This window comes from Maridesulfovibrio salexigens DSM 2638, assembly GCF_000023445.1.
GTDB classification, from domain to species: Bacteria; Desulfobacterota; Desulfovibrionia; order Desulfovibrionales; family Desulfovibrionaceae; genus Maridesulfovibrio; species Maridesulfovibrio salexigens.
The window spans coordinates 2,160,539-2,184,118 of the sequence record NC_012881.1 but is presented as its reverse complement, the minus strand read 5'-3'; the positions used below and the strand labels follow the sequence as shown (position 1 = coordinate 2,184,118).

Genomic DNA, 23,580 nt, shown 5'->3' with positions numbered 1-23,580 from the left:
TTATTTAGCTAAAACCTTTAAAACGTCTTCTTTACCGACAACGCCGACAAGCTTGCCGTTTTCAACAACCGGCAGGGTATAAAACTTTCTTTCGACCATGAGATCGGCAATCTTTTCGATGCTGGTGTCGGGTTCAATGGTTATAGGGTCCGGGGTCATGGCATGCTCCACCTTAGTGGCCGCAATCTTGTTCACTTCTTTCTCAAGATCCTCATTGGAGGAGAAGGAAATGAAGCCGTCCAGTATGGTGAACAGGGAAGGCATGGAAATGGTTTTCTGCTGCGCTACAAGATCGCTCTGGCAGAGAACACCGATCAGCTTTCCGCTGCGGTCTACCACGGGCAGGCCGTTCAGGTGTTTTTCAAGCATGAGCTTTGCTGCGGTTGCAACATCGGTATCAGGTTCGAGGGTGAGAGCACCGGAAGTCATGATGTCTTTGGCTTTTAGCATAATTCCTCCTTAAGCACTTGGGGGAGCACGTCAGCTATTTCAGTTGCGATGTTTCCTCGATACGGAAAATTTTCAGCCAGATACTGTCCTGCCAGTCCATGCCAGTATACCGCGATACAAGCACTTTGCATAGCAGGAATTCCTTTGGCCAACAAAGCTCCGCCCATTCCTGCCAGAATATCACCTGACCCTGCTGCCGCAAGGTTGGGGGCGGAAAGCGGAGATACAACTATCTGCCCATCCGGGCATCCGATGATTGTACCGGCTCCCTTAAGAACGACTATGGTTTTGCTTTCTGTTGCAAACTCACGTGCAGTGTTGATGCGCTTTGCTTCAACTTCAGGGATGGTACTGTTGACCATGCGGGCCATCTCGCCGGGATGCGGGGTGAGAATTGAATTCTCGGCTATCTGCTGAAGCAGTTCCGGGCACTTGGCAAAAGCGTAAAGAGCATCTGCATCGAACACTGCCGGCGGGTGTCCGTTCTTGACTACTGCTTCAACCAAATCAAGCGCTCCTTTGTCGCGTCCCAGTCCCGGTCCTATAACCAGTGCATCGTATTTTTCCAGTTCCGGGAGCAGCTCTGCGATCATTTGATCATTCCATTGATCGCCGGAACCAAGCCCCTTAGTCATCAGTTCCGGTTTCCCGGCTTTAACTTCAGCAGCCAGTCCGTCCGGGCAGGCCATTGTTACCAGTCCGGCTCCGGCACGCAGGGCGGATATACCTGCCAGATGCAGTGCTCCGGTTAACCCTTTCGAAGCTCCTACCAACAATATGTGCCCGGAACTACCTTTATGCATGGACGGGGAGGGCGCAGGAATAAATTCAAGCGCGTTTTCCCTGATCAGCAGGTGTGTAGCCGGATGCTTGTACTTTACCTCGTTAGGGATACCTATGTGAGTGACCACTAAAGTGCCAGTGTATGCATCCGCTTGTGGCAAAGCAAGACCAATCTTGGCTTCCTCAAAAGTTACGGTCATTTGAGCCTGAACAGCAACAGGTTGAGGCAATCCGGTCAGTCCGTTCAAGCCGGAAGGAATATCTACCGAAAAAATAAAGCTGTTCTTTGCTTCGTTGATGGCTTCTACAATTGCATAGGCAAAGGGGCGCAGTTCACCGGAAAATCCGGTGCCGAGCAGGGCATCAATGATGATGTCAGCTTCGGGCAAAATTATTTTTTCCGTAGCCCGGAAAAATTTCATGTTCACGCCCAGTCGTGTGGCAACCTTAAGCATGTAGGCTGCATCACCTTTATACTTACTCTTGGGAGCCGTGTGCAGGATCAGGACTTCCGCACCCAGATCAGCAAGCATGCGGCCCATAACAAAGCCGTCACCGCCGTTATTGCCTGATCCGGCGATGATCAGAATCTTTTTACCGGATACATTGCCGTAGCCCTTAAGCAGAGCGAAAACAGCCTCGCGTCCGGCATTTTCCATCAGGATTTCACCCCTGATGCCGATTTCATTTATGGTGACTTTGTCCCAGTTTGACATTTCTGAAGGGGTAGGAAGCGGTGAGAACATGTATTTGCCTCCGGCGGCCCTGCCGGGGGCCTTAAACCCTTTTGCAAAAGGGTTTAAGAATCCCAAAAACTTTTAATAGGGCTTCGCCATTTTATTTTTCAAGTACCACCACGGCTGCTGCGGTATCACGTCCATGTGTGATTGAGATATGAATTCCTTCAACTCCCATGGATTTGCTGCGCTCAAGGGCTTTACCGAGAAAATTAAGCTGCGGCGCGCCGGAATCCAAGCGTGTTATTTCAATTGTGTGGAATGTTATTCCCTCGGCAAATCCGGTTCCCAGTGCTTTTACGGCAGCTTCTTTCGCTGCGAAGCGGGCAGCAACGTAGGGTACTGGATTTTTGGCCGGGATCAGTTCTATCTCAGCAGGAGTAAGAATTTTTTCCGCAAAGCGTTCGCCGTATTTATCCAGCGAACGCTTGATGCGGTCAAGTTCAGTTATATCTATTCCAAGTCCGATGATCATGGATTAATCAGCAAAGTTTCTAATAATTTCAACCATGTCACGAACAGCGCGATCAATACCCACGTAGATTGCACGGGACATGATGGAGTGACCGATGGAGTATTCGCAAATACCGGGAACATCAGCGAAATCGAGGATATTCACGTAGTTCAGGCCGTGGCCGAGGTTTACTTTGAGTCCGAGATCCTGTGACATCTTGATGCCGTCAATGATACGGGTCAGCTCAGCTTTCTGTTCGGAACGGGTAGGAGCATCAGCGAAATGTCCGGTATGAATTTCAACGTATTCTGCGCCGATAGCCTTAGCTGCTTTAATCTGGTCGGCATCTGCATCGATGAACAGACTGGAACCGATTCCTTTTTCGTGTAGCGGAGCAAGATATTCGGTGAGGCGTTTTTCCTGACCAATGCAGTTAAGGCCGCCTTCAGTGGTAAGCTCTTCACGTTTTTCCGGCACGAGGCAGACGGTAGCAGGGTCGATACGCAGGGCGATCTGCTGCATTTCCTCGGTGGCTGCCATTTCAAAATGAAACTCGGTCTGGATGGTCTTGCTGATCAGTTCGATATCACGGTCCTGCACATGTCTGCGGTCTTCGCGCAGGTGCATGATGATTCCTACTGCTCCGGCAAGTTCGCACATGGCGGCAGCAGTAACTGGATCCGGTTCGATTCCGAGGCGGGCTTGTCTGATAGTAGCTACGTGGTCAACATTGACGCATAAGAAGGGCATGATTATATCCTCCGGTAAAATTATTTCATAATTTAAAAGTAGAATTTTTATTATATTAAAAATGAAGCCTGAAGCGGTTTCCGGCTTGCTAACAGCACAATATAGTTAATGGACTTTGATGGCAACCGTCATATCTTTGTAACCGGGTTAGAGTTGACATTAAAAACATAATGGCGTTATCCGCACTAGGATCAATTAAGCGTCAGCCCGGCACCTGAGATATTGCCAGCTAATTATAGAAAATCAAACGCTATAAATAAACGAGAGAACAGCTAATGAACATTTGTATTGTAGGGACCGGATATGTGGGTCTGGTCAGCGCGGCGTGTTTTGCTGAAATGGGTAACCACGTTTGGTGCGTGGATGTTAATCCTGATGTAGTTGAAACCCTCAAGCAGGGTAAAATCCATATTTTTGAACCCGGCCTTGATGTCCTTGTTAAGCGTAACTACGAAGACGAAAGACTTTTCTTTACCACCGATCTTAAAGAGGGACTGGCAAAAGCCAAGATGGTTTTCATCTGCGTAGGTACTCCTTGCGGTGCCGATGGCAGTTGTGACCTTAGCTATGTTGAGACAGTTGCCCGTCAGGTCGGCCAGAATATGACCGAACCCAAAATTATTGTAGATAAATCCACCGTTCCCGTGGGAACAGCCGATAAAGTTCGGGCTACCATTCAGGAAGAGCTGGACAAGCGTGGTTTGGATATTGACTTTGATGTGGCTTCCAATCCTGAATTCCTTAAAGAAGGTGACGCTGTAAGCGATTTCATGAAGCCTGACCGCGTTGTCGTGGGTACTGAGAATGAAGAAACCCGCAAACAGTTTGAAACTCTTTACGCTCCTTATGCCCGCAGCCGTGAAAAACTTATTTTCATGGGCACCAGAAGTGCTGAAATGACCAAGTATGCTGCAAACTGCATGCTGGCAACCAAAATTTCATTTATTAACGAAATTGCCGGAATCTGCGAAAAAGTTGATGCAAACGTACGTGAAGTTCGTTTGGGTATCGGCTCTGACCATCGTATCGGTTACTACTTCATTTACCCCGGTGTAGGGTACGGTGGATCCTGCTTTCCAAAAGACGTGAAAGCGTTGATCAACACCGCAAAGGAAGTAGGAGCGCAGCCCGAGCTTATCGAAGCAGTAGATTCCGTTAACAATCGCCAGAAGAAAATGCTCTCCAGAAAAATTCTGGACTACTTTGAACCTCAGGGTGGTGTTAAAGGTAAAACTCTTGCATTGTGGGGGCTTGCATTCAAAGCCAACACTGACGATATGCGTGAATCTTCCGCTCTTTCAATTATTGAAGAGCTGACTTCCGCAGGCATGAAAATCAAAGCATTTGATCCTGTTGCTCACAAAAAAGCTGCAGAGATTCTGAGTGATAATGATCTGGTGGAGATTGTCCACAACCAGTATGAAGTGCTCGAAGGTGCAGATGCCCTTGCTGTTGTTACTGACTGGAACCAGTTCAGGAACCCTGATTTTGACAGGGTTAAAGAGTCTCTCAATGCTCCGCTGGTTTTCGACGGCAGGAACCTTTATGATCCTGCTTACCTTGGAAGCTGCGGTTTTGCCTATTTCAGCGTAGGCCGCCGCCCGGTTGGAGCTGAAGATTAGTTCATACTGGAAATTGGAAAAGAGAAATAAAAAGGCCCGCCATTGGCGGGCCTTACTTTTTTAAGGATCCAGAGTTTTCATTGATGACCTGAGCTGCAGTTCCTGCAGGATCAGCCTTTCGTACTCCGGGCTATATTGAATATCTTCTTGATTATCCTGATCGAGCATTTTGGCTAGAAATTGTGTTTCTTCCCAAAAGTCGAGCAGTTCTTCATTTGCTAATGATTTAATTTGGTCTTCCAGAGTAATATTTTCTGTCGGGGAAAACTGAGCCATGCGAGTTCATACCCTCCTGAGCTTCGCTTTTTGCTATCAGATTTAACTGATAGTCATTAAAATGGAGCTAGTCAATTTCTGTGCAAAGAAAAAATGCGTAATTCTTTTATAATTTCAGGATTAGCTTGCAAATGTTTCAGATGAATAATAATATGGTATTAAATTAGAACTTTTGAGTTTTCTTATAAATTAAAATTGATCAAATCCCTTGGTCATCCACTGTAAAAATATAACAGGGGGACAAGTATGGAAGAAGGTAAGAAGATTACGCTTGACGCGGAATTGATTCAGCTGGTTACCTTCAGTATCGGTGAAGAAGAATTCGGTGTTGATATTCTCAAGGTTCAAGAGATTATCAGAACCATGGAAATTACCAAGGTTCCCAGAGCACCGCAATTTGTTGAAGGGGTAATTAACCTTCGCGGTAAAGTTATCCCCATTATCGATCTCAGAAGCAAGTTTGGTCTGCAGTTCCGTGAACACGATCAGCATACCAGAATTATTGTTATTGAAATCAACGATATGATTGTAGGTTTTGTTGTGGACTCCGTTTCTGAAGTCCTGCGAATTCCTGCTTCCACCGTTGAACCGCCGCCGCCTGTTGTTTCCGGTCTTGAATCTGAATACATCAGCGGGGTAGGTAAGCTTGAAGACAGGCTCCTTATCCTGCTTGACCTGAACAGGCTCCTGTCCAATGAAGAACAGGAACAGCTTGCACAGGTATAGCCGCTGTTGAAATATTAGTGCAGAATTTTGCATTACAGCAGTTCTTTGATTCAATTGTTCTCTAATAATTGTTTTAGAACTGGACAGCAGCCGCATTTGTCTGCAAAAAAAAGTCGTTCTCTGCTTGAGCAGGGGACGACTTTAATTTTGATAAATTTCTGGAGTCAGTTTGTCCTTACCAGCTCAGCTCTCCGCTTTCGCTTCCGGAAGTGGTGATAACTTACGTATTTTTAAAAGCGGCCACGGAACCCAAGCCTTCACAGCTCATAACCTGCATTCAAGGGGAGAGTCTGTTGTTCTTGTTGCGCCCGGCGCGCGTGAATATTCAGAACTCAAGGCCCTGTTAACCCTGTTCAGCCGCAACGAACTTGAACAGAAAGGTAAAGTTGTTCCTTCATGGGAAAGGGATTGGGTTTTTCTGCCACCATATCTGAGCAAGAATCCGGCTGCTTCTGATTGGGCCGAACGTTGGGCGGCATTGCATGCACTGACCCGTGGTGGAAAGCAGTCCGTTTTAATGACTGCTGACAACCTGTTGCCGAAATGGCCTTCCCCGGATGTTCTGGAGAACAATTATATTGTTCTTGCCAAGGGCGAAGAGATGGACCCTGAGCTGCTCATGGAACAGGCGGTTACTTGGGGTTACACAAGAACTAAACTTGTTTCCGGGTATGGCGAGATGTCCATGCGCGGCGACATCCTTGATATTTATGCACCGGGATATGATCTGCCGGTGCGTCTTGAATTCTTCGGTGATATTCTTGAGGAAATTCGTGTTTTTGATCCATCATCACAGAGATCAAAAGCTGATCTGGATGAAGTGACCCTGCTGCCGGTAGCTCCGGCAATGCTGACCGGCAATCATATAGACGAAGCTGATAAGCTTTGGACTCAGCTTAAAAAGACCGGGGAAATTTCATCGGAAGGTTATACCCGCTTGGTTGAAAAAGCGGAAAATGCCGATGGCATGATCTGGCCCGGACTCTTTTATCCTGAAGCAGTCGACCTTAAAGCTTTCTTCCCGAAAAAATCTGTATATGTGCTTTCTTCTGCATCCAATCTGCGTTCTAAATTACAGGACCAAGAGCATGGCTGGAAAACGTTCCTGTTGGATAAATCCGCTCATAACGGCTGCAAATGGCCTATGCATGTGATTTGCTGGAATGAAGAAAAGGCCCGTGGAACATGGCGCGATGAACGTCAGATAGTTTTTGAAGATCTGGTTATCGGTCGAGAAAAAGATGGTATTGATCTTTCGGAGCGATCCATATCCGCATTCACGGATATTTTTTGGAAACCGGAGCAGGTCAAGCGTCCTTGGGCTGCATTGGTTGCCGCATTGAAAGAGTGGAAATCTGAACGTTTTCAAACAGTCCTCAGCTTTCGCACCGAACGTTCCCGCAAGAAATTTCTCTCCCTTATCGAACCGGAACAACTTACCATTGCAACGGAATATTCCCCACTTAATAAAGGCATTTACGCTCTAGTTTCTCCCTTGAGACAAGGGATGGAGCTGGAATGGAATCAGACGGTAATCCTCGGTGAAGATGTAATTCAGCCGCAAGCCGCAAAAGGAACTCGTAGCCGCGATAAAGCCTTTGAGGGCATGACCAGCTATGAGGACCTGTTGCTTGATGATCTGCTGGTTCACCGTGATTACGGCCTTTCCCGATTCGGCGGGCTGCATCATATGAATGTTGGTGAGGTGGCTAACGATTATCTGCTGTTGTTCTTTGATTCTGAGGACAAACTTTATGTCCCGGTTGACCGCTTGAATCTGGTCCAGAAGTACAAGGGCCCGGAAGGATCGTGTCCGATTCTTGATAAGCTTGGCGGAGCACGCTGGGCCAAAACCCGCGAAAAGGCTCGCAAGGCTATTGAGAAGATCGCCGGGGAACTTGTCGAAATGTACGCCTACCGTAAGATTGCCAAAGGGTATGCCTACGGTCCTCTGGATGAGATGTATTGGGAATTTGAATCCACTTTCGGGTTTGAGGAAACCCCGGATCAGGAAAAAGCCATTCAGGATGTTTTTCGTGATATGGAAAGCCCCGAACCAATGGATCGCCTTGTTTGCGGTGATGTTGGCTTTGGTAAGACTGAGGTTGCTCTGCGTGCTGCTTTCAGGGCAGTTTTGGACGGAAAGCAGGTAGTATTGCTTTGCCCCACAACAGTTCTTGCAGAACAGCACTACCAGACCTTTGTACAGCGTATGGAAGGTTTTCCGGTTACGGTTGGTATGCTCAGTCGTTTTGTTCCTAAATCCCGTCAGAAGCGTGTTTTGGAGCAGATGGCGGCAGGTGAACTTGATATTCTCATCGGAACTCACCGAGTGCTTTCCAAGGATGTTGAAGCACCGAATCTCGGTTTGCTTATCCTCGATGAAGAGCAGCGTTTCGGTGTGCGACATAAGGAAAGAGTCAAGGAAATGCGCAAAAATATCGATGCGCTGACCCTGACAGCTACACCAATTCCCCGCACTCTGCAGCTTTCCCTTTCCGGGGTGCGCAGCCTGAGTACCATTGAAACACCTCCTGTTGATCGCAAGCCGGTTGAGACTGCGCTTATTGAGCGTGATGAAGCAATGCTTGCATCCGTTGTGGCACGTGAACTTGAACGCGGCGGACAGGTCTTCTGGGTTCATAACCGTGTTCAGGGGCTGGAAAGGGTTGTTGAGTTTGTTAAGAAGCTGGCACCGGATGCTAAAATCGGCATGGCTCACGGTCAGATGACCGAAAAGAATCTGGAAGAGACTATCCACAAATTTTGGCATAAGGAACTGGATATCCTTGTTGCTACAGCAATCATTGAGTCCGGGCTTGATTTCCCCAATGCAAACACCTTGATTGTTGATCAGGCGCAGATGTTCGGACTTGGGCAGCTCTACCAGCTTCGCGGCAGGGTCGGACGCAGCACCCGTCAGGCTTACGCCTATTTTGCAGTATCTTCGCTGGATTCTCTTTCAGAAAAAGCCAAGCGCCGTATGCAGATTATTTTACAGCTTGATTACCTTGGTGCCGGATTCAAGGTTGCTATGGAAGACCTGCGTTTACGTGGTGCCGGTAATATTCTGGGCGAGGTTCAGTCCGGGCAGATGGCCAAGGTCGGACTTGATTTGTTTCTTGAAATGCTGGACGAAGAAGTACGTAGAATTAAAGGTGATGATTCCGCACAGGTAAGTGATCCTGAAATGAATTTTGTGTTCAAGGCTCATCTGCCGGAAGACTTTGTGCCGGATGCACGTGAGCGTTTGCGTTACTATCGTGCTCTTTCATCTGCTGACAGTGAAGCAGGAATCGAAGAGCTTGCTGCTGAAATCAAAGACCGCTTCGGACATTTTCCTGAAGAGGTTGAAAATTTTATTTCTGTGCTTTACCTCAAACGTACCCTTGCACGTTTAGGAGTTGTTCGGGCAGACCTTTTCCCGACCAGAGTTATCCTGACTTGGGCAGAGAACAATAATCCTGTTGACCCGGCCAAACTGATTGCCTGGATCGGAGAGCAGGGTGATAAGGCAAAACTCAAGCCTCCGGCTGCTCTTGAAGTCCGACTTGACCAGAGTGTCTCTATTTCGAAAGGTCTTGATTCTATTTGCAAAAAACTTGAACCGTTACTTTAACTATGCCGTTGCACGGTTTATTTGGAAGCTGATATGAAAAAAATATTAATCGGTGTTCTGTTGGCTTGTTCTTTGTTTGGCTGTCAGAACAAAAGTGAAGAACCGGGCATTATCGCGAGGGTAAACGGGAATCCAATTTATCTGAGCCAGCTGGAATATAAATATGACCTTACTCATGAAGGGGTTGGCGGATTTGTGCCCTCTGTTGAGCAGGTCAGGGCAGAGTATGGGCAGATTCTTGGAGACTTGATTGTTCAGGAACTTGTTGCTCAAGAATTGGAGCAGCGCGAGATTCCGGTATCCGATAAGGAACTCAAGGAAGCAGAAGACGAAGTCCGTTCCGATTATCCTGATGATTCTTTTGAACAGATCCTTATTGAAGAATATATCGATATTAATGCATGGCGTTCACAGCTTAAATATCAGCTGGCTATGGATAAATTCTTTCAGGATATACTGCGTCCCGAGATCAAGATTGATTACAAGGAAGCTGAGAAATATTACCGCACCCATCTTTCCGATTTTTACATGCCTGCTGGATACAAATTTGTGATGGTTAAAGGTATGGGCAAGGATCTGGTTCTTAAAGGTGTGGACCTTTACCGCGAAGGACTCACTCCTGCCGCTATTTCTGCGAAACTCCGCAAAGTTTCTGTACGTGAAATCTGGATCAGGAACGGACAGATTCCCGCAAATTGGAAGCCTTTTGTTGAAGACCTTGAGCCGGGTAAGGCAACACCGGTAATTACCCAGAAAAAAGAAGTATTTTGTCTAATTCTCAAAGAGAAAAAAGAAGCGACTTTACTTACACCTCTCCAAGCTTATCCCATGGTTGAAAAAGTACTGCTGGAGAGAAAGCTTAAGGAAAAATTTGAAAGCTGGTTAAAAGAAAAAATGGCGACTTCTAAAATTAAAATAAGCAAGGAACTGTTGCCTGAAGTGGAAGAAATAGAGCAGAGTGCATCATCTGAGAAATCACCAGTGGCTGAATAGTTGCATAGTTTAGTGAAAGAGTTTAGTTAGTCATAGGAATTAACGAAGTTGCGATCATTTTTTGATGGTCGCGATAAATTTGAAGATAAAACCGGACTGGTGTCCGGTATCCATATTCAGGAGAATCGAATTGAAACGTATTATTGCCGGTTTTCTGGCCAGCATGATTATAGGGTCCGCATCATTTGCCACTGCAGAGGAAAAAGTTGTTGATGGGATTGTAGCCGTTGTGAACGGTGAAGTTGTGACCATGTATGAGCTGAATAGAAAATTGGCTCCTATTATGAAACAGTTTGATGGAAAAAGTCTTTCTGCTGTTGAAGCGGAACAGCTAAAAAGAGTCCGTCAGCAGATTCTTGACCGCTTCATTAACGAGATCATTATTGATCAGGAAAGTAAAAGACTTAAGGTTGATGTTTCTGCTCAGGATGTTGATAACGAAGTCAAAGCAATTAAAGAAAAAAGCAATCTCTCTGACGAAGATTTTGAACGTCAGCTTGAACTTCAGAAAACCAACCTCGCTGCATTTAAAGAAAAAATCGGCAAAGATATCCGTAAACATCGCCTCCTTTCTTATAAGGTAAAAAGCAAAGTTGTTGTTACCGATGATGAAATAAAAGCGGCATGGAACAGTACCCGCACCGATCAGGGGGAAGTTGCCAAAAGCGTACATCTTAAATTGATTCTTTTTCCCGAAAATGTATCTGCCGATCAGGTGCGTGAGCAGATTGTTGCAGGGGAAACCACTTTTGAAGAAGCTGCTGATAAATATACTACCGGACCCGGATCTGGGAGTGGTGGAGACCTTGGTGTTCTTGAATGGAACGACCTTGCCCAGACATGGCATGAAGCCCTTACTGGCCTGAAACCCGGTGGTATTAGTCAACCTTTTGAAGTTCAGAGTTTCAAGGCATTACTCAAACTTGATTCTTACGTGAATACTGAAGCAGCTTCTTTCGAAGACAGCAAGCAGGAAATCTATCAAAAGCTTTATCGTCAAAAACAGGACGAATTATTTGCGGATTTCATTAAAAAGCTCAGGGAGAAAGCAGTTATTGAGCTTAAATAAACGGGGAGAACTGTAGCGGATCTTAGCTGTCTTCAAGACAGCATTTAACGACAGTTTCAAATTGGTTTTTGAAACATTATTGCCAGAATGTACTGAGAGGGTCGTATGGATTTGAAAGAGCTTGGTTCCCGGTTGAAAGACGAAAGAAAACGGCAAGGGCTGACAATGGAACAGATTATGGAAATCACCAAAGTCAGCCGTGTGAATATTACTGCCATCGAAAGTGGCAACCAAAAAGAATTTCCCCATGAAGTCTATGCCAAAGGTTTTATAAAAACCTATGCTAAAGCACTTGGGCTGGATGCAGAGGAAATCGGTGATGAATTTTCACGAATTATGGGTTCCGGTACAACAGAATCTGCTGATGATGTAGTAGAAACTGTTCAGCCTGATTATTCTGCGGATACAAAAAAAAGTCCTGTCGGAACCATCATTCTGATTTTGCTTCTGGCTGGAGTTGTAGGTGGCTTGGTTTATTACCTGCACGACAATTCTTTTTTCAGTGCCAAGAATGAAGCGCAGACGGAAATTGTTGCGGAAGAGGCTGTTCAGGAAAAGCCTGCAACTGAGCCGCAAGTGGAAGCTCCGGCTGTTGATGAGAAAAAAGCTGAAGTTGTTGAACCTGCTCCCGCAGAGGTTGAGCAGTCCGCTGCAACCGAGGCTCCCGTTGAAACTAAAATTGAAGAACAAGCTGTTGAACAGCCTGTAGCAGCAGAAGAAAATATTGTTGCTGAGCCTGTCGGCAATACTGTGGCAATTACAGCTAAACCCGGTGAAGCCTGCTGGCTTGAAGCTGTGGTTGACGGTAGCGCAAAAGAATATGTACTTCAGGAAGGTGAAACACTTTCTCTTCCTTTTGAGGACAGCCTTAAACTCAAGCTCGGCAATGGCGGCGGAGTTGAGATTGCTTCCAACGGCAAGCCATATTCTTTTGATGCTCCTAAAGGTCAGGTTAAGAAACTTGAATTTTCCGCTGTTCAGTAAAAACAGCAATTAGTAGATGGAATTAACTGAAAAAGTAGTAATACTTAAGACAGGTAAATTTAAGGAAAACGATCTTTGGGTTCGTTTCTTGTCTGCTACAAGGGGAGTGCAGAATGCATTTGCCTTCGGGGGGAGCAGAAGCCGCAGAAGGTTCGGTGGATGCCTGGAGCCCTTCTCACAGGTGCTTTTTAAAACCGGGACTAATAAAACCGGAACTTATCAGGTCTTGCAGGAGGGGAGTCTTGTAAAAGGATACCCCGGAATACGTTCCGATTTCCGCAAGATGGGATTGGCAGCCAATTGTTTCAAGTTCATTGAATCTGCAGTATTGGAGCGGGATGGCAACCGAGCTGTTTTTGATTTGTTGACCGAAACTTTGGATGTAATTGAAGAGGCGGACCCGGATGATTTTTTTCCGCTTTTCTTTCGGGCCAAGGTTGCATTTGAACAAGGGTACAATCCTGACTTTACAATTTGCGCTCAATGCGGCAAACCTTTGTTTAGTTCCCGTCCTGTGGTCTTCAATATAGAAAAAGGCCAGCTGAACTGTTTGGATTGCAATGACGGCAGGCAGGGCGAGACAATCAGTTCCGGAACAGCTAGAACCCTCGCCTGGATTCAGGATACAGGACCGGCCAGCTGGATAAACCTTCGGCTTCCTGCGGATATCCGTCAGGAATGCTTTTCGGTGATGGACCGCTTCATGGCCTACCATATGGGAGTGGTCTGGGAAGGCAACGGTTACCGGAAGATATAAATTTCTCTGCCCGCACGGGCAGTCTGTTCAGGATAGATTTATCTGTCCTGTGTTTATTTGTTTGTAAACCGGACATTTCTTCGGCTGTATACAAATCGGCTCAAGGAAATGAATCAATACAAATGTTGTTTGTTAGATGAGAGGAATTTGATGAATTTTCAAGATGTTATACTCAAACTTCAGGACTTTTGGTCTGATTACGGATGTTGCATTGTCCAGCCTCTTGATATTGAGGTAGGTGCGGGCACATTCAACCCTTCAACTTTTTTCCGCGTAATCGGACCTGAGCCGTGGAATACTGCATATGTAGAGCCTTCCCGTCGTCCTACTGACGGCCGTTATGGTGAAAACCCCAACAGGCTGCAGCATTACTTCCAGTTTCAGGTAATTCTGAAACCTTCTCCTGACGATGTTCAGGACCTTTACCTCAAGAGTCTTGAAGTTATCGGTATTGACGCAAAAGAGCATGACATCCGTTTTGTCGAGGATGACTGGGAATCTCCCACACTCGGCGCATGGGGCCTTGGCTGGGAAGTTTGGCTCAATGGTATGGAAGTGACCCAGTTTACTTATTTCCAGCAGGTTGGTGGTATTGATCTCAAACCTGTATCCGTTGAACTTACATACGGTCTTGAGCGTCTTTGCATGTACTTGCAGGGCGTTGAGTCTGTTTACGATCTCAAATGGAACGACAAGGTTACTTACGGTCAGATTTTTTACCAAAACGAAGTGGAACAGTCTAAGTACAACTTTGAACTCAGCGATGCCAGCATGCTGCTGGACCTCTTCGATAAATATGAAGCTGAAAGTAAGAAGCTCTGCGAAGAAGGTTTGCCCCGTCCGGCATACGAATATTGTCTGAAGTGTTCTCATACCTTCAACATGCTTGATGCCCGTGGAGCAATCTCCATTACTGAAAGGGCAACCTATATCGGCAGAGTTCGTAATCTCGCTTCCGCAGCAGCCAAGCTGTACGCAGAAGAGCGCGAGAATCTGAATTACCCCATGCTTGATAACGATTAAAAAAACGGAAGCTAAGATGGCCGATTTTATACTCGAAATTGGAATTGAAGAGATGCCCGCCCGCTTTGTTCCCCGGCTGGGTCTCGATATTAAAGATATTTTCAGCTCTCTTCTTGAAGAGAAAATGATTGATAACGCAAGTGTCGAAACTTACGCCACTCCGCGCCGCCTGACTGTATTTGTTAAAGATATGGCTGCAGTTCAGAGAAAGGTTGAAGAAGAAGTTTCCGGTCCTCCGGCACGAATTGCATATGATGCTGACGGCAATCCCACCAAAGCTCTCACCGGTTTTGTAAAATCTCAGGGTATCGCTCTTGAAGATGTTTACACCCTCGAGACTGACAAAGGTGATTACCTCGCTGCTAAGAAGACCGTTGGCGGTGGCGAAACTATCGATATCCTGCCTGAGATTTGCGTCACTGCGATTAAAAAGCTTTCTTTCCCCAAGAAAATGAAATGGGGTAACCTTGATTTCGCTTTCGGACGTCCGCTGCGCTGGCTGCTTTGTCTGTTCGGTACTGACGTTGTTGAATTCGAAATGGCTGGTATGCCTTCCGGTCGCCAGACATACGGTCACCGTGTAATGGGTGCCGGACCTTGGGAAGTTGCTTCTGCAGATGACTACTTTGATGTGATCAAAGAGAAGTCTTCCGTAATTATTTCCCCTGAAGCAAGGGGAGAGCACGTCCGCAAGGAAGGTGACAAACTTGCTTCCGAACTCAAAGGTTCTGTTGTCTGGAAAGATTCCCTGCTGGAAGAGGTCAGCAACCTTGTTGAGCTTCCTGTTCCCATCATCGGTAACTTTGATGAATCTTTCCTCGAACTTCCCAAGGAAGTTCTGCTGACCAGTATGGAAAGCCATCAGAAATGTTTCGGTATTCAGAAAGAAGACGGCGAACTTCTCCCGCACTTCCTGTGTACCCTGAACCTTGTTCCCACTGATGTGGAGCTTGTCCGTAAGGGTTGGGAAAAAGTTTTGCGCGCAAGACTGGAAGATGGACGCTTCTTCTGGAAGAACGACCTTAAGACCGATTTCGACACATGGCTTGATAAGCTGGACAACGTCGTATTCCTCGGTCCCTTGGGCTCAATGGGTGATAAATCCCGCAGGATGGAGCGTCTTGCCGCACTGATCGCCGGCAAAACCGATGCTTCCCTGCAGACCGAGATGGCCCGTGCCGGTCGTCTTGCCAAGGCCGATCTCGTTTCCGAGATGGTTAACGAGTTTGATAAACTTCAGGGTAAAATGGGCGGCATCTATGCTTCCAAATGCGGCGAAGATGACGTAGTATGTAAAGCCCTGTACGAACAGTACCTGCCTGCCGGACCGGAAAGCCCTGTGCCTTCCACCCTTGGCGGTGTTATTGTTTCCATGTCCGATAAGGCTGACACTCTGGTCGGTTGCTTCGGTCTTAATAAGATCCCCACTGGCGCAAACGATACCTACGCGCTGCGGCGCGCCGCTCTGGGTATCGTGCGCATGATTATACAGTATGACTTGAGAGTAGACATTCTTGAAATCATGGATATGGCCTTTGAAGGTTACTCCAAAGATATCAAGTGGAAGCTTGAAAAGTCTGAACTCCTTGAAAAACTTGGAGAGTTCATTTCCAACAGACTCCGTGCCTACTTCACAGGTAAAGGCTATGAAACAAGGGTTGTTGATGCAGCTCTTGGTGCCGGCTACCGTGATGTAACTGCTCTTAAGGCAAGAGTCGAAGCGTTGGCTGAATTCGCTAAGGCTGACGGTTTTGAACAGGCGGTGCTTACTTTCAAACGCGCAGCCAACATCATCAAGAAGCAGGGCAGTGAGCAAGGTGTGTCGCTCACCGGCGGTTTCGAAGTTGATAAGTTGGAAGAAGCGCAGGAGAAAGAACTTGCTACCAAGCTTGATGAAACTGCTGCCCGTTTCGAGGAACTCTGGGAAAATGACGAGTTCTCTAAGCTGTTCGCAATCCTCGGCGAACTGCGTCCCTACGTTGATGACTTCTTTGATAATGTAATGGTTATCTGCGAAGACAAGGGCCTTAGAATGAACCGTCTCAACCTGCTTAAAGCTCTGGTAGACAGGCTTAGCAGGCTGGCTGATTTCGGCGCACTGCAGGTTTAATCTGTAGGACGTTTTGTGAGAGAGTTTATGAGAATATTTTTTCTAGACTTTTTCTTTAAAAAAAATGTTCTCCAGCCTTGACAGTTATTGCTGTTATTGGTTAAAGACACTCTTCGTTTGAACGTAATCCCCGGCTTGCCGGGTTAAAAAATAGAAATTTAATTTTAAGGAGAAATACCTTGGCGAACCATAAATCCGCACTCAAAAGGCACCGTCAGAGCATTAAGCGTAACCTGCGTAACAACATGGTACGTACCCGTATCAAAAACGTTGTAAAAGAAGTTCGTTCCGCTGTTGAAGCTAACGACACCGAACTCGCAGCAACCGCACTGCGCAAGGCTACTTCTGTCCTTGATAAGGCAGCTACCAAAAAGGTTATCCACGCTCGTGCAGCAGCACGCAGGATTTCCCGCCTCAGCGCAGCCGTTAACAAAATGGCTTAGTGTCTTAAAGATTTATTCTTTACAAGACCATATGAGCCCGTCGCCTTGTGCGACGGGCTTTTTCCGTTCTTTGCACTTTGAAAAAAGTTGTAGTTGCTGAATTCAAACGATCAAGTTATAAGCAACTATTGATTTCAACAGTACTTTTCTGTCTATACCAGATGCAATGCGCAAGGAGTAACTTTTGAGAGTTATCATAGTAGGCGCCGGGGAAGTTGGCTTTAATGTTGCCAGGCGTCTTTCCGGTGAGAACAAGGATGTTGTCGTAATTGACATGAATCCGAAAGCTCTTAGCAAGGTTTCCGATTCTCTAGATGTCCAGACGATTCAAGGGTCCGGTTCAAGTCCTGAAATTCTGGAAGAAGCCGGAGTGCGTGAAGCTGATATTTTTCTGGCAGTGACGGACAAGGATGAAATCAATCTCATCGCAACTTTTCTCGCCAACAAGCTCAAACCCGGTATCATTAAGCTGGCTCGTATCAGGAACGAGGACTACACAAAGTATTCCGATATGTTTTCTGAAGGAGATTTGCGTATTGATACTATCATCAACCCGGATGAAGAGGTTGTTGAATCCATCCTGCGGGTTATGAGTGTTCCCGGTTCAGTTGAAATCAACGATTTTGTAGGTGGCAAGGTGCGGCTGATCGGGGTCAAGCTGCCTGACGACAGCCCCCTTGAAGGCGTCCAGCTTATGAAAGTCCGTGAGCAGCTGGGTGAAGATATTGATGTTGTTATTGCCGCTCTTGTCAGGGACGATGAGCTGATTATTCCCGGTGGTCTGGATACCATTGAGAAGGGCGATATCGTCTACTTTACCTGCATGCGAGACCAACAGGACGAACTTCTTCAACGTGCCGGAATTCTTTCAGATCCTATCCGAAAAGTACTGATTGTCGGTGGTGGTAATGTCGGTTCCTTATTGGCCCGCGCTCTGGACAATAAAAAATATCATACTCGCCTCATTGATAATAATGCCGATCGTTGCGCTGATTTATCTGAGGCCCTTGATCGTGTAATTGTTCTCAATGGTGATGGAACAGATCAGGATCTTCTTAACGAGGAAAATGTCGGCGAACTGGATATGGTTATTTCTGTAACCGGTGATGAGGAAATGAATATTCTTTCCTGTTTGCTGGCTAAGAACCTCGGTGCGCGTAAAACTATCACCCGAATCAATAAATTTGCCTACATTCCTCTGATTCAACCCATCGGCATTGACCATCTGGTTTGCCCGCGTCTTTCTGCGATTAACTCAATTCTGCATTTTGTTCGTCAGGGTAAGGTTATTTCCGCGGTTTCCATCAAGGGTGAAGAGGCAGAAGCCCTTGAAGCCATTGCGCAGGAGCAGTCCGATATTGTGGGTAAGCCGATTATGGAACTGAATCTCCCCAAAGGGACTCTTATTCTCTGTTTTCAACGCGGTGATGATGTTATTATTCCTACAGGCTTGACTGTGATTGAGCCGAATGACCGGTTGCTTATTATTTCCACTCACAAGAATATACCTAAAATTGAAAAGGCTCTCACCACCAAGCTGGAGCTTTATTAATGCGCTGGAAAATAGTTCTGCATATTATTGGTGCCTTGACGCTTTGCGTAGGGCTGACCATGCTTTTCCCCTTGGGATTTTCCCTTTATTATCAGGATGCAGGAATTCTGCCCCTGCTTAAATCTTTCGGGCTTACCTGTTTCAGCGGGCTGGCTTTGTTTTTGATTTTCAGGGATCGCGAAGAAGCCAAGGGACTCAGTCATCGTGAAGGCATGGCGATTGTTGCGCTTGGATGGGTGTTTGCAGGTTTTTTCGGAAGCCTGCCATTTTATTTCGGTGATGTGTTCACCAGTTATGTCGATTGTTTTTTTGAATCCCTCTCCGGTTTCACCACTACCGGTGCTTCAGTAATGATGGATATTGAGAAGAATGCCAAAGGCATCCTTTTCTGGCGCAGCTTGACTCACTGGTTGGGCGGAATGGGGATCATCGTGCTTTCGCTGGCGATCTTGCCTTTCCTTGGAGTAGGGGGGATGCAGCTCTACAAGGCGGAAGTTCCCGGACCCGTTCCGGATAAACTTAAGCCGCGCATCAAAGACACTGCGCTGGTACTTTGGAAAGTTTACGTCCTCTTCTCCGCCATTGAAGCGGTTCTGCTTATGCTTGGCGGAATGGATTTGTTCGACTCCCTTTGTCATACTTTCGGAACCCTTGCTACCGGCGGATTTTCCACCAAAAACTCATCTGTGGCGTATTTCCAGAGTGCTTATATCGATTATGTAATTACATTTTTTATGCTTGTTGCGGCTGTAAACTTCAGCCTTCATTACCAGATGATCAAGGGACGTCCTTTACTGCTTTGGAAAGACCCGGAGTTCAGATTTTTTGGAGTCGTCACGCTTATCATCGTAGGAATCATAACCATTTCTGTTTATTCAGCTACCAATTATGATTCTATAGCGGATTCATTTCGCTACACTTCATTTCAGGTTGCATCCATCATCAGTACAACCGGATATGCAACTGCCGACTACGAAATCTGGCCCGCAGTTGCACAGGGATTGCTGCTTTTCTGTATGTTTCTTGGAGGTTGTGCCGGATCGACCAGTGGCGGAATGAAGCATCTGCGTATTATGCTGCTTTTGAAGCAGGCATATCAGGAAGTTTTCCGCATCATTCATCCACGCTCAGTAAACAGAGTCAAGCTTGGAAAGACCGTGGTTAAGCCTGAAACCATGAACGATATCCTTGGATTCTTCGTGCTTTGGTTGCTGCTTTTCGTTATCTGCGGTTTGATTGTTGCTGCCACCGGTGTGGATGTGGTTTCCTCTTTTGCAGCATCTCTGGCTTGCATCGGAAACATTGGTCCCGGTATCGGAAGTGTCGGCCCCACAGAGAACTATGCTCATATCCCGGAACTGGGGAAATGGGCACTCATTTTCTGTATGTTACTGGGCCGTCTTGAAATTTATACCGTGATCGTACTTTGTGTTCCTGAGTTCTGGAGAAAGTAAATCTATCACCCACTAATTAAAGATAAATTGATGATAAAAAAAGAAGGGGAAGCTTGTGCTTCCCCTTCTTTTTTTAATCTATGCGATAATGACAGCCTACGCTTTGTTTATTGCGTAGTGCCGAAACCGTGACGGTCAAGGCAGATTGACAACCGTGGAACAGGTCGATGATCGGCCTGCTGATTGGCGTGCGCTTATAAAATGACCGCAGGTTGCGATTCAGATTTTGTAAATCGTCGATGGCCCGATTCAAACGGGCGGTGGAGCGGGTGATGCCCACATAGTTCCACATGACGTTACGGATAAAGGCCCAGTCCTGTGCAATGAGAGCCGGGTCTTCGTTTTCATTGGAGCCCGGTGTTTCCCAATCAGGAACCGCGTTAAGCAGTTTTTTGGGAATTCTGGATTTTCTTTCCAGACGGGCGGCAATGTCTTCACCTGAAGTGTAGCCCCAAAGCATACCTTCCAGCAGGGATGTGCTGGCAAGGCGGTTACCGCCGTGCACTCCGGTGCAGGAGCATTCGCCGATGGCGTAAAGGCGATCCAATGTTGATTTACCTTTTTCATCCACCAGCACACCGCCGCAGAAGTAGTGCGCCGCAGGTACAACCGGGATAGGCTGATTGTTGATATCGATCCCGTTATCAAGGCATTTACCGTAAATGGTCGGAAATCTTGTGGGCAGATCCTGCTTAACATGATTTGCTGCATCAAGATAAACGCACTCTTCCTTAGTCCTGAGCATTTCCTCAAGGATGGAGCGGGTGACAATATCACGGGGAGCAAGATCGCCACGGGGATCATAGCGGTGCATGAACGGTTCACCGTAGCAGTTAATAAGTTTTGCTCCTTCACCGCGCACAGCTTCTGAAATCAGGAAGCGGCGACTGGCTCTTGTGCGTACCCTTTGAAAGAAAGAAGTGGGGTGGAACTGGACCATTTCAGCATTGATAACTCTTGCTTTGGCACGGTTGGCCATGGCTATACCGGACCCGATGGAACCGGGAGTGTTGGTGGTGTGCAGATAAATCTGCCCCAATCCACCTGTGGCAAGAACTGTGAAATCAGCCAAAAAGGTTTCCACCATGTTCCGTGACTCATTATACACGTATGCGCCTAGACATTTATTGCTCAAGGAATACTTGAACTCATTCTGGCGGGCATGGTGATGGTTGGTCAAAAGGTCGATGGCGGTTCTGTTAGAGCAGACCCGGATATAAGGATGAGCAGCGACATGCTTAATAAGCACATCCATGATCGACTGTCCTGTATGATCTGCACAGTATAAGATGCGGTTAACAGCGTGTCCGCCTTCGCGGGTCAGGCTGAATTCGCCATCTTCATTTTTCTGAAAAGGAACCGGGTATTTTTCCAGCAGGAGCTTTTTCAAGGCTTCCGGGCCTTGCTTTGAAATAGCTCGCACAGCTTTCTTGTTGTTGTAATTCCAACCGGCTGTGTTGATATCCTTTTCGAGTTTTTTAGGAGAATCGTCCGGGCCGGTATATACGATTCCGCCTTGGGCCAGCCTCGTATTACCGGTGAAAAGATCATCCCCCGGGGTTAATAAAGTAACTTCAATACCTTTTTCTGCTATCGTCAGAGCTGATATACATCCGGCGATACCTGATCCGATAATCAAAACTTCAGTTTTCATTCGGTTTTCCTGCATGCCTATATCTCATATTACGGCAGCCTTTTCAGGTTCCGGCTAAAGGTTAGGTCAGTATTTTATTTGCAGACTTCGAGCATTCTTTCGAGAGCGAGTCTTGCCGGTTCCCGGATTTCATCGGAAACATCTTCATAGGCAGCTGTTTCCAGATTCTGGAGAAGTTCAGCAAGATTTTTTTCTGTGATTTTAGCCATGTTGCTGCAAAAGCTAATGCCCAACGGAAGGATGTTCTTTTCGGGGAACATATCTTTCAACCTGTTGACGAGGTTGGTTTCCGTCCCGATTACTATGGTGGAACCTTCAGGTGCTTCATTCACATATTTAATGAGATATGAAGTGGAGCCGGCACCATCGGAAGCTTCTACCAATTCGGGCGGGCATTCAGGGTGAACAATCACTTTGCAATCGGGATATTTCTCGCGGAAATCCTCAATCTGAGACATCTTGAAACGCTGATGAATAGCACAGAGGCCGGGCCAGATCAGCAGTTCTTTGTCCATTGTTTCTTTAACATCAATCTGTGTTCCAAGGGAACGGATGTTAAGGAGCATGCGTTTCTCAGGAGCTATGCCCAAAGTGTTCGCAGTGTTCATTGCAAGGTTTTTATCCGGCAGGAAGAGAACTGCGTCTCCTTGTTCCTGCGCCCAGCGGAGCATTTTCTCAGCATTGGCTGAAGTGCAGACAGTTCCTCCGTGTTTACCGCAAACGGTTTTTACCGCAGCAGGAGTATTAACGTAGGCGAGCGGAATGATTTTTCTTCCAGTCTCGTTAATAATTCTGGTCAGCACCTTATCCACCAGCCATGCCGGAGCCATATTAGCCATGACACAGCCTGCGCTGGCATCGGGAATGAAAATCTTTTGATTTTCCTTACGTACGATTGCAGCGGATTCAGCCATGAAGTGGACACCGCAGAATACAATGTAGTCTGCTTCCAACTTCTCGATCTGACGGGCTAATTCTAAAGAATCGCCCTTGAGATCGGTATGTTTTATGATTTCATCAGACTGGTAATGGTGTCCCAGAATCGCCAGTCTTTTGCCATATTTTTCCTTTTGTTCAGCAATAATATCCGAATACATCAAAGTTGAACCTACATCGGTATGATCTGCATGCTCATGTCTGAACATTTTGCAGAGTGAGTGATCCTGCCCACGGATATGTAATCCGGACCTGCTTCTGCAAGTTTGGCAATAGTTTCAAGGGTCACGTTTCCGCTGATCTCAGTTTCAATTTCATCGGGAATTGTAGCGATGGCTGCTTTTGCTTCATCAAAGGTCATGTTGTCGAGCATGATGCGTTCGACTTTGGTAGCCACAGCTTCATCTACTTCATCCTGATTGCGGCATTCCACCTCAATCGGCGGGCAGTCTTCGCCATATTTGGCACGGAGTTTTTCCACGGCGGCTGTGATTGATCCGGCGCGGTCAATGTGGTTGTCCTTAAGCATGAGCATTTCCACCAGATTCAGGCGGTGGTTTTTGGCTCCGCCGCAAAGGACAGCGTATTTTTCAGGGTAACGCAGGCCGGGGAGGGTCTTGCGGGTATCGAGGAGGATAGTCTCGCTATGATCCAGCGCGTCTACGTATTTACGGGTTTCAGTCGCGATACCGGACATGTGGGAAATGAAGTTCAGGATGACACGTTCAGCCTTGAGGAGCAGGCCGGCGGGACCTTGAATGGCCGCGATAAGTGTTCCCTTGGAGATTTTATCTCCCTCATCCACATTAAGATGCACCTGACATTTGTTTTCTTGATCTGCAAATTCAAGAATCAAGTTGATAAGGGGCAGTCCGGAAATTACAGTATCTTCTTTAGCGATGATCTGAGCAGTTGCAATGTCATCCTGCTCAAACAGACCCATTGAGGTCAAGTCCGGGCCGTCTTCGCTTAAAGCTATTCTTATGGTGGCCAGAAGGAACATTTTTGCTTCGGCCTGAAAGAAGTCGTTAAATGCGTTTTCTGTCATATTATTCCTGTTAATATTTTGTAACATTGTGTTTGAGGTCATGTAACGAAATTTGGTATCCCGTTTTATGAGGCAGCACAAGGGCTGAGAAGGATTTCACAAAGTTATTTTTCAGCAGTTTCAAGGTGATAAATTTTGAC

20 protein-coding genes are annotated in these 23,580 nt (G+C 46.6%); 12 read left to right on the top strand and 8 right to left on the bottom strand.

Annotated features, from left to right (window positions below; translation table 11 throughout):
• From DESAL_RS10010 to DESAL_RS09995, 4 genes are all read right to left on the bottom strand, one after another.
• Entirely contained in the window at positions 1-450 is a 450-nt protein-coding gene (locus tag DESAL_RS10010; RefSeq protein ID WP_015851871.1) for a CBS domain-containing protein, read from the bottom strand.
• Positions 444-1,979, bottom strand: a complete 1,536-nt coding sequence (locus DESAL_RS10005) for an NAD(P)H-hydrate dehydratase (protein ID WP_015851870.1) — start codon at positions 1,977-1,979, stop codon at positions 444-446. The genes DESAL_RS10010 and DESAL_RS10005 overlap by 7 nt, the downstream gene beginning before the upstream one ends.
• A gap of 91 nt (positions 1,980-2,070) precedes the next feature.
• Entirely contained in the window at positions 2,071-2,445 is a 375-nt protein-coding gene (locus DESAL_RS10000; RefSeq protein ID WP_015851869.1) for a holo-[acyl-carrier-protein] synthase, read from the bottom strand.
• Between the two features lie 3 nt (positions 2,446-2,448).
• Positions 2,449-3,174, bottom strand: coding sequence for a pyridoxine 5'-phosphate synthase (locus tag DESAL_RS09995; protein ID WP_015851868.1), 726 nt, complete (start codon positions 3,172-3,174; stop codon positions 2,449-2,451).
• Positions 3,175-3,449: 275 nt separating this feature from the next.
• On the opposite strand from DESAL_RS09995, the gene DESAL_RS09990 reads away from it, so the two are divergent.
• Positions 3,450-4,796 (top strand): UDP-glucose dehydrogenase family protein, encoded by a 1,347-nt coding sequence (locus DESAL_RS09990; protein ID WP_015851867.1) that lies wholly within the window; start codon positions 3,450-3,452, stop codon positions 4,794-4,796.
• A 60-nt stretch (positions 4,797-4,856) separates the two neighbouring features.
• Here DESAL_RS09990 and DESAL_RS09985 read toward each other — a convergent pair whose 3' ends face one another.
• Positions 4,857-5,072 carry a hypothetical protein gene (locus DESAL_RS09985; protein ID WP_015851866.1) on the bottom strand — a complete coding sequence of 72 codons (216 nt, stop codon included), beginning with the start codon at positions 5,070-5,072 and terminating at the stop codon, positions 4,857-4,859.
• A gap of 246 nt (positions 5,073-5,318) precedes the next feature.
• On the opposite strand from DESAL_RS09985, the gene DESAL_RS09980 reads away from it, so the two are divergent.
• From DESAL_RS09980 to DESAL_RS09930, 11 genes are all read left to right on the top strand, one after another.
• Entirely contained in the window at positions 5,319-5,798 is a 480-nt protein-coding gene (locus DESAL_RS09980) for a chemotaxis protein CheW (RefSeq protein WP_015851865.1), read from the top strand.
• Between the two features lie 169 nt (positions 5,799-5,967).
• Positions 5,968-9,417, top strand: a complete 3,450-nt coding sequence (mfd, locus tag DESAL_RS09975) for a transcription-repair coupling factor (RefSeq protein ID WP_015851864.1) — start codon at positions 5,968-5,970, stop codon at positions 9,415-9,417.
• Between the two features lie 33 nt (positions 9,418-9,450).
• A complete protein-coding gene (locus DESAL_RS09970; protein ID WP_015851863.1) occupies positions 9,451-10,410 on the top strand; it encodes a SurA N-terminal domain-containing protein in 960 nt (319 codons plus the stop codon).
• Positions 10,411-10,540: 130 nt separating this feature from the next.
• Positions 10,541-11,479, top strand: coding sequence for a SurA N-terminal domain-containing protein (locus tag DESAL_RS09965; protein ID WP_015851862.1), 939 nt, complete (start codon positions 10,541-10,543; stop codon positions 11,477-11,479).
• Positions 11,480-11,584: 105 nt separating this feature from the next.
• Complete coding sequence (locus tag DESAL_RS09960; protein ID WP_015851861.1) at positions 11,585-12,463, top strand: helix-turn-helix domain-containing protein; 879 nt, start codon at positions 11,585-11,587, stop codon at positions 12,461-12,463.
• 16 nt (positions 12,464-12,479) lie between these two features.
• Positions 12,480-13,220, top strand: a complete 741-nt coding sequence (gene recO, locus DESAL_RS09955) for a DNA repair protein RecO (RefSeq protein WP_015851860.1) — start codon at positions 12,480-12,482, stop codon at positions 13,218-13,220.
• 150 nt (positions 13,221-13,370) lie between these two features.
• Positions 13,371-14,243 carry a glycine--tRNA ligase subunit alpha gene (glyQ, locus tag DESAL_RS09950; protein ID WP_015851859.1) on the top strand — a complete coding sequence of 291 codons (873 nt, stop codon included), beginning with the start codon at positions 13,371-13,373 and terminating at the stop codon, positions 14,241-14,243.
• A 16-nt stretch (positions 14,244-14,259) separates the two neighbouring features.
• Complete coding sequence (gene glyS, locus DESAL_RS09945) at positions 14,260-16,353, top strand: glycine--tRNA ligase subunit beta (RefSeq protein WP_015851858.1); 2,094 nt, start codon at positions 14,260-14,262, stop codon at positions 16,351-16,353.
• A gap of 179 nt (positions 16,354-16,532) precedes the next feature.
• Complete coding sequence (gene rpsT, locus DESAL_RS09940; protein ID WP_015851857.1) at positions 16,533-16,796, top strand: 30S ribosomal protein S20; 264 nt, start codon at positions 16,533-16,535, stop codon at positions 16,794-16,796.
• Positions 16,797-16,980: 184 nt separating this feature from the next.
• Positions 16,981-18,348 (top strand): Trk system potassium transporter TrkA, encoded by a 1,368-nt coding sequence (gene trkA, locus DESAL_RS09935; RefSeq protein WP_015851856.1) that lies wholly within the window; start codon positions 16,981-16,983, stop codon positions 18,346-18,348.
• On the top strand, positions 18,348-19,802 hold the full coding sequence (locus DESAL_RS09930) for a TrkH family potassium uptake protein (RefSeq protein ID WP_015851855.1): 1,455 nt from the start codon (positions 18,348-18,350) through the stop codon (positions 19,800-19,802). Before trkA ends, DESAL_RS09930 begins: the two co-directional genes overlap by 1 nt.
• 73 nt (positions 19,803-19,875) lie before the next feature.
• Here the strand turns inward: DESAL_RS09930 and nadB are convergent, their stop codons facing one another.
• The 3 genes from nadB to nadC are packed head-to-tail and all read right to left on the bottom strand — an operon-like array spanning position 19,876 to position 23,440.
• Complete coding sequence (gene nadB, locus DESAL_RS09925; RefSeq protein WP_041721806.1) at positions 19,876-21,471, bottom strand: L-aspartate oxidase; 1,596 nt, start codon at positions 21,469-21,471, stop codon at positions 19,876-19,878.
• 59 nt (positions 21,472-21,530) lie between these two features.
• Positions 21,531-22,553 (bottom strand): quinolinate synthase NadA, encoded by a 1,023-nt coding sequence (gene nadA, locus DESAL_RS09920; RefSeq protein ID WP_015851853.1) that lies wholly within the window; start codon positions 22,551-22,553, stop codon positions 21,531-21,533.
• An 11-nt stretch (positions 22,554-22,564) separates the two neighbouring features.
• Complete coding sequence (gene nadC, locus DESAL_RS09915) at positions 22,565-23,440, bottom strand: carboxylating nicotinate-nucleotide diphosphorylase (RefSeq protein ID WP_015851852.1); 876 nt, start codon at positions 23,438-23,440, stop codon at positions 22,565-22,567.
• Positions 23,441-23,580 lie beyond the last annotated feature (140 nt).

What these genes read in the sequence shown, in the direction of transcription:
- DESAL_RS10010 (WP_015851871.1), bottom strand. Translation starts at nt 450, where the DNA reads ATGCTAAAAGCCAAAGACATCATGACTTCCGGTGCTCTCACCCTCGAA.
- DESAL_RS10005 (WP_015851870.1), bottom strand. Translation starts at nt 1,979, where the DNA reads ATGTTCTCACCGCTTCCTACCCCTTCAGAAATGTCAAACTGGGACAAA.
- DESAL_RS10000 (WP_015851869.1), bottom strand. Translation starts at nt 2,445, where the DNA reads ATGATCATCGGACTTGGAATAGATATAACTGAACTTGACCGCATCAAG.
- DESAL_RS09995 (WP_015851868.1), bottom strand. Translation starts at nt 3,174, where the DNA reads ATGCCCTTCTTATGCGTCAATGTTGACCACGTAGCTACTATCAGACAA.
- DESAL_RS09990 (WP_015851867.1), top strand. Translation starts at nt 3,450, where the DNA reads ATGAACATTTGTATTGTAGGGACCGGATATGTGGGTCTGGTCAGCGCG.
- DESAL_RS09985 (WP_015851866.1), bottom strand. Translation starts at nt 5,072, where the DNA reads ATGGCTCAGTTTTCCCCGACAGAAAATATTACTCTGGAAGACCAAATT.
- DESAL_RS09980 (WP_015851865.1), top strand. Translation starts at nt 5,319, where the DNA reads ATGGAAGAAGGTAAGAAGATTACGCTTGACGCGGAATTGATTCAGCTG.
- DESAL_RS09970 (WP_015851863.1), top strand. Translation starts at nt 9,451, where the DNA reads ATGAAAAAAATATTAATCGGTGTTCTGTTGGCTTGTTCTTTGTTTGGC.
- DESAL_RS09960 (WP_015851861.1), top strand. Translation starts at nt 11,585, where the DNA reads ATGGATTTGAAAGAGCTTGGTTCCCGGTTGAAAGACGAAAGAAAACGG.
- recO (WP_015851860.1), top strand. Translation starts at nt 12,480, where the DNA reads ATGGAATTAACTGAAAAAGTAGTAATACTTAAGACAGGTAAATTTAAG.
- glyQ (WP_015851859.1), top strand. Translation starts at nt 13,371, where the DNA reads ATGAATTTTCAAGATGTTATACTCAAACTTCAGGACTTTTGGTCTGAT.
- glyS (WP_015851858.1), top strand. Translation starts at nt 14,260, where the DNA reads ATGGCCGATTTTATACTCGAAATTGGAATTGAAGAGATGCCCGCCCGC.
- DESAL_RS09930 (WP_015851855.1), top strand. Translation starts at nt 18,348, where the DNA reads ATGCGCTGGAAAATAGTTCTGCATATTATTGGTGCCTTGACGCTTTGC.
- nadB (WP_041721806.1), bottom strand. Translation starts at nt 21,471, where the DNA reads ATGCAGGAAAACCGAATGAAAACTGAAGTTTTGATTATCGGATCAGGT.
- nadA (WP_015851853.1), bottom strand. Translation starts at nt 22,553, where the DNA reads ATGTATTCGGATATTATTGCTGAACAAAAGGAAAAATATGGCAAAAGA.
- nadC (WP_015851852.1), bottom strand. Translation starts at nt 23,440, where the DNA reads ATGACAGAAAACGCATTTAACGACTTCTTTCAGGCCGAAGCAAAAATG.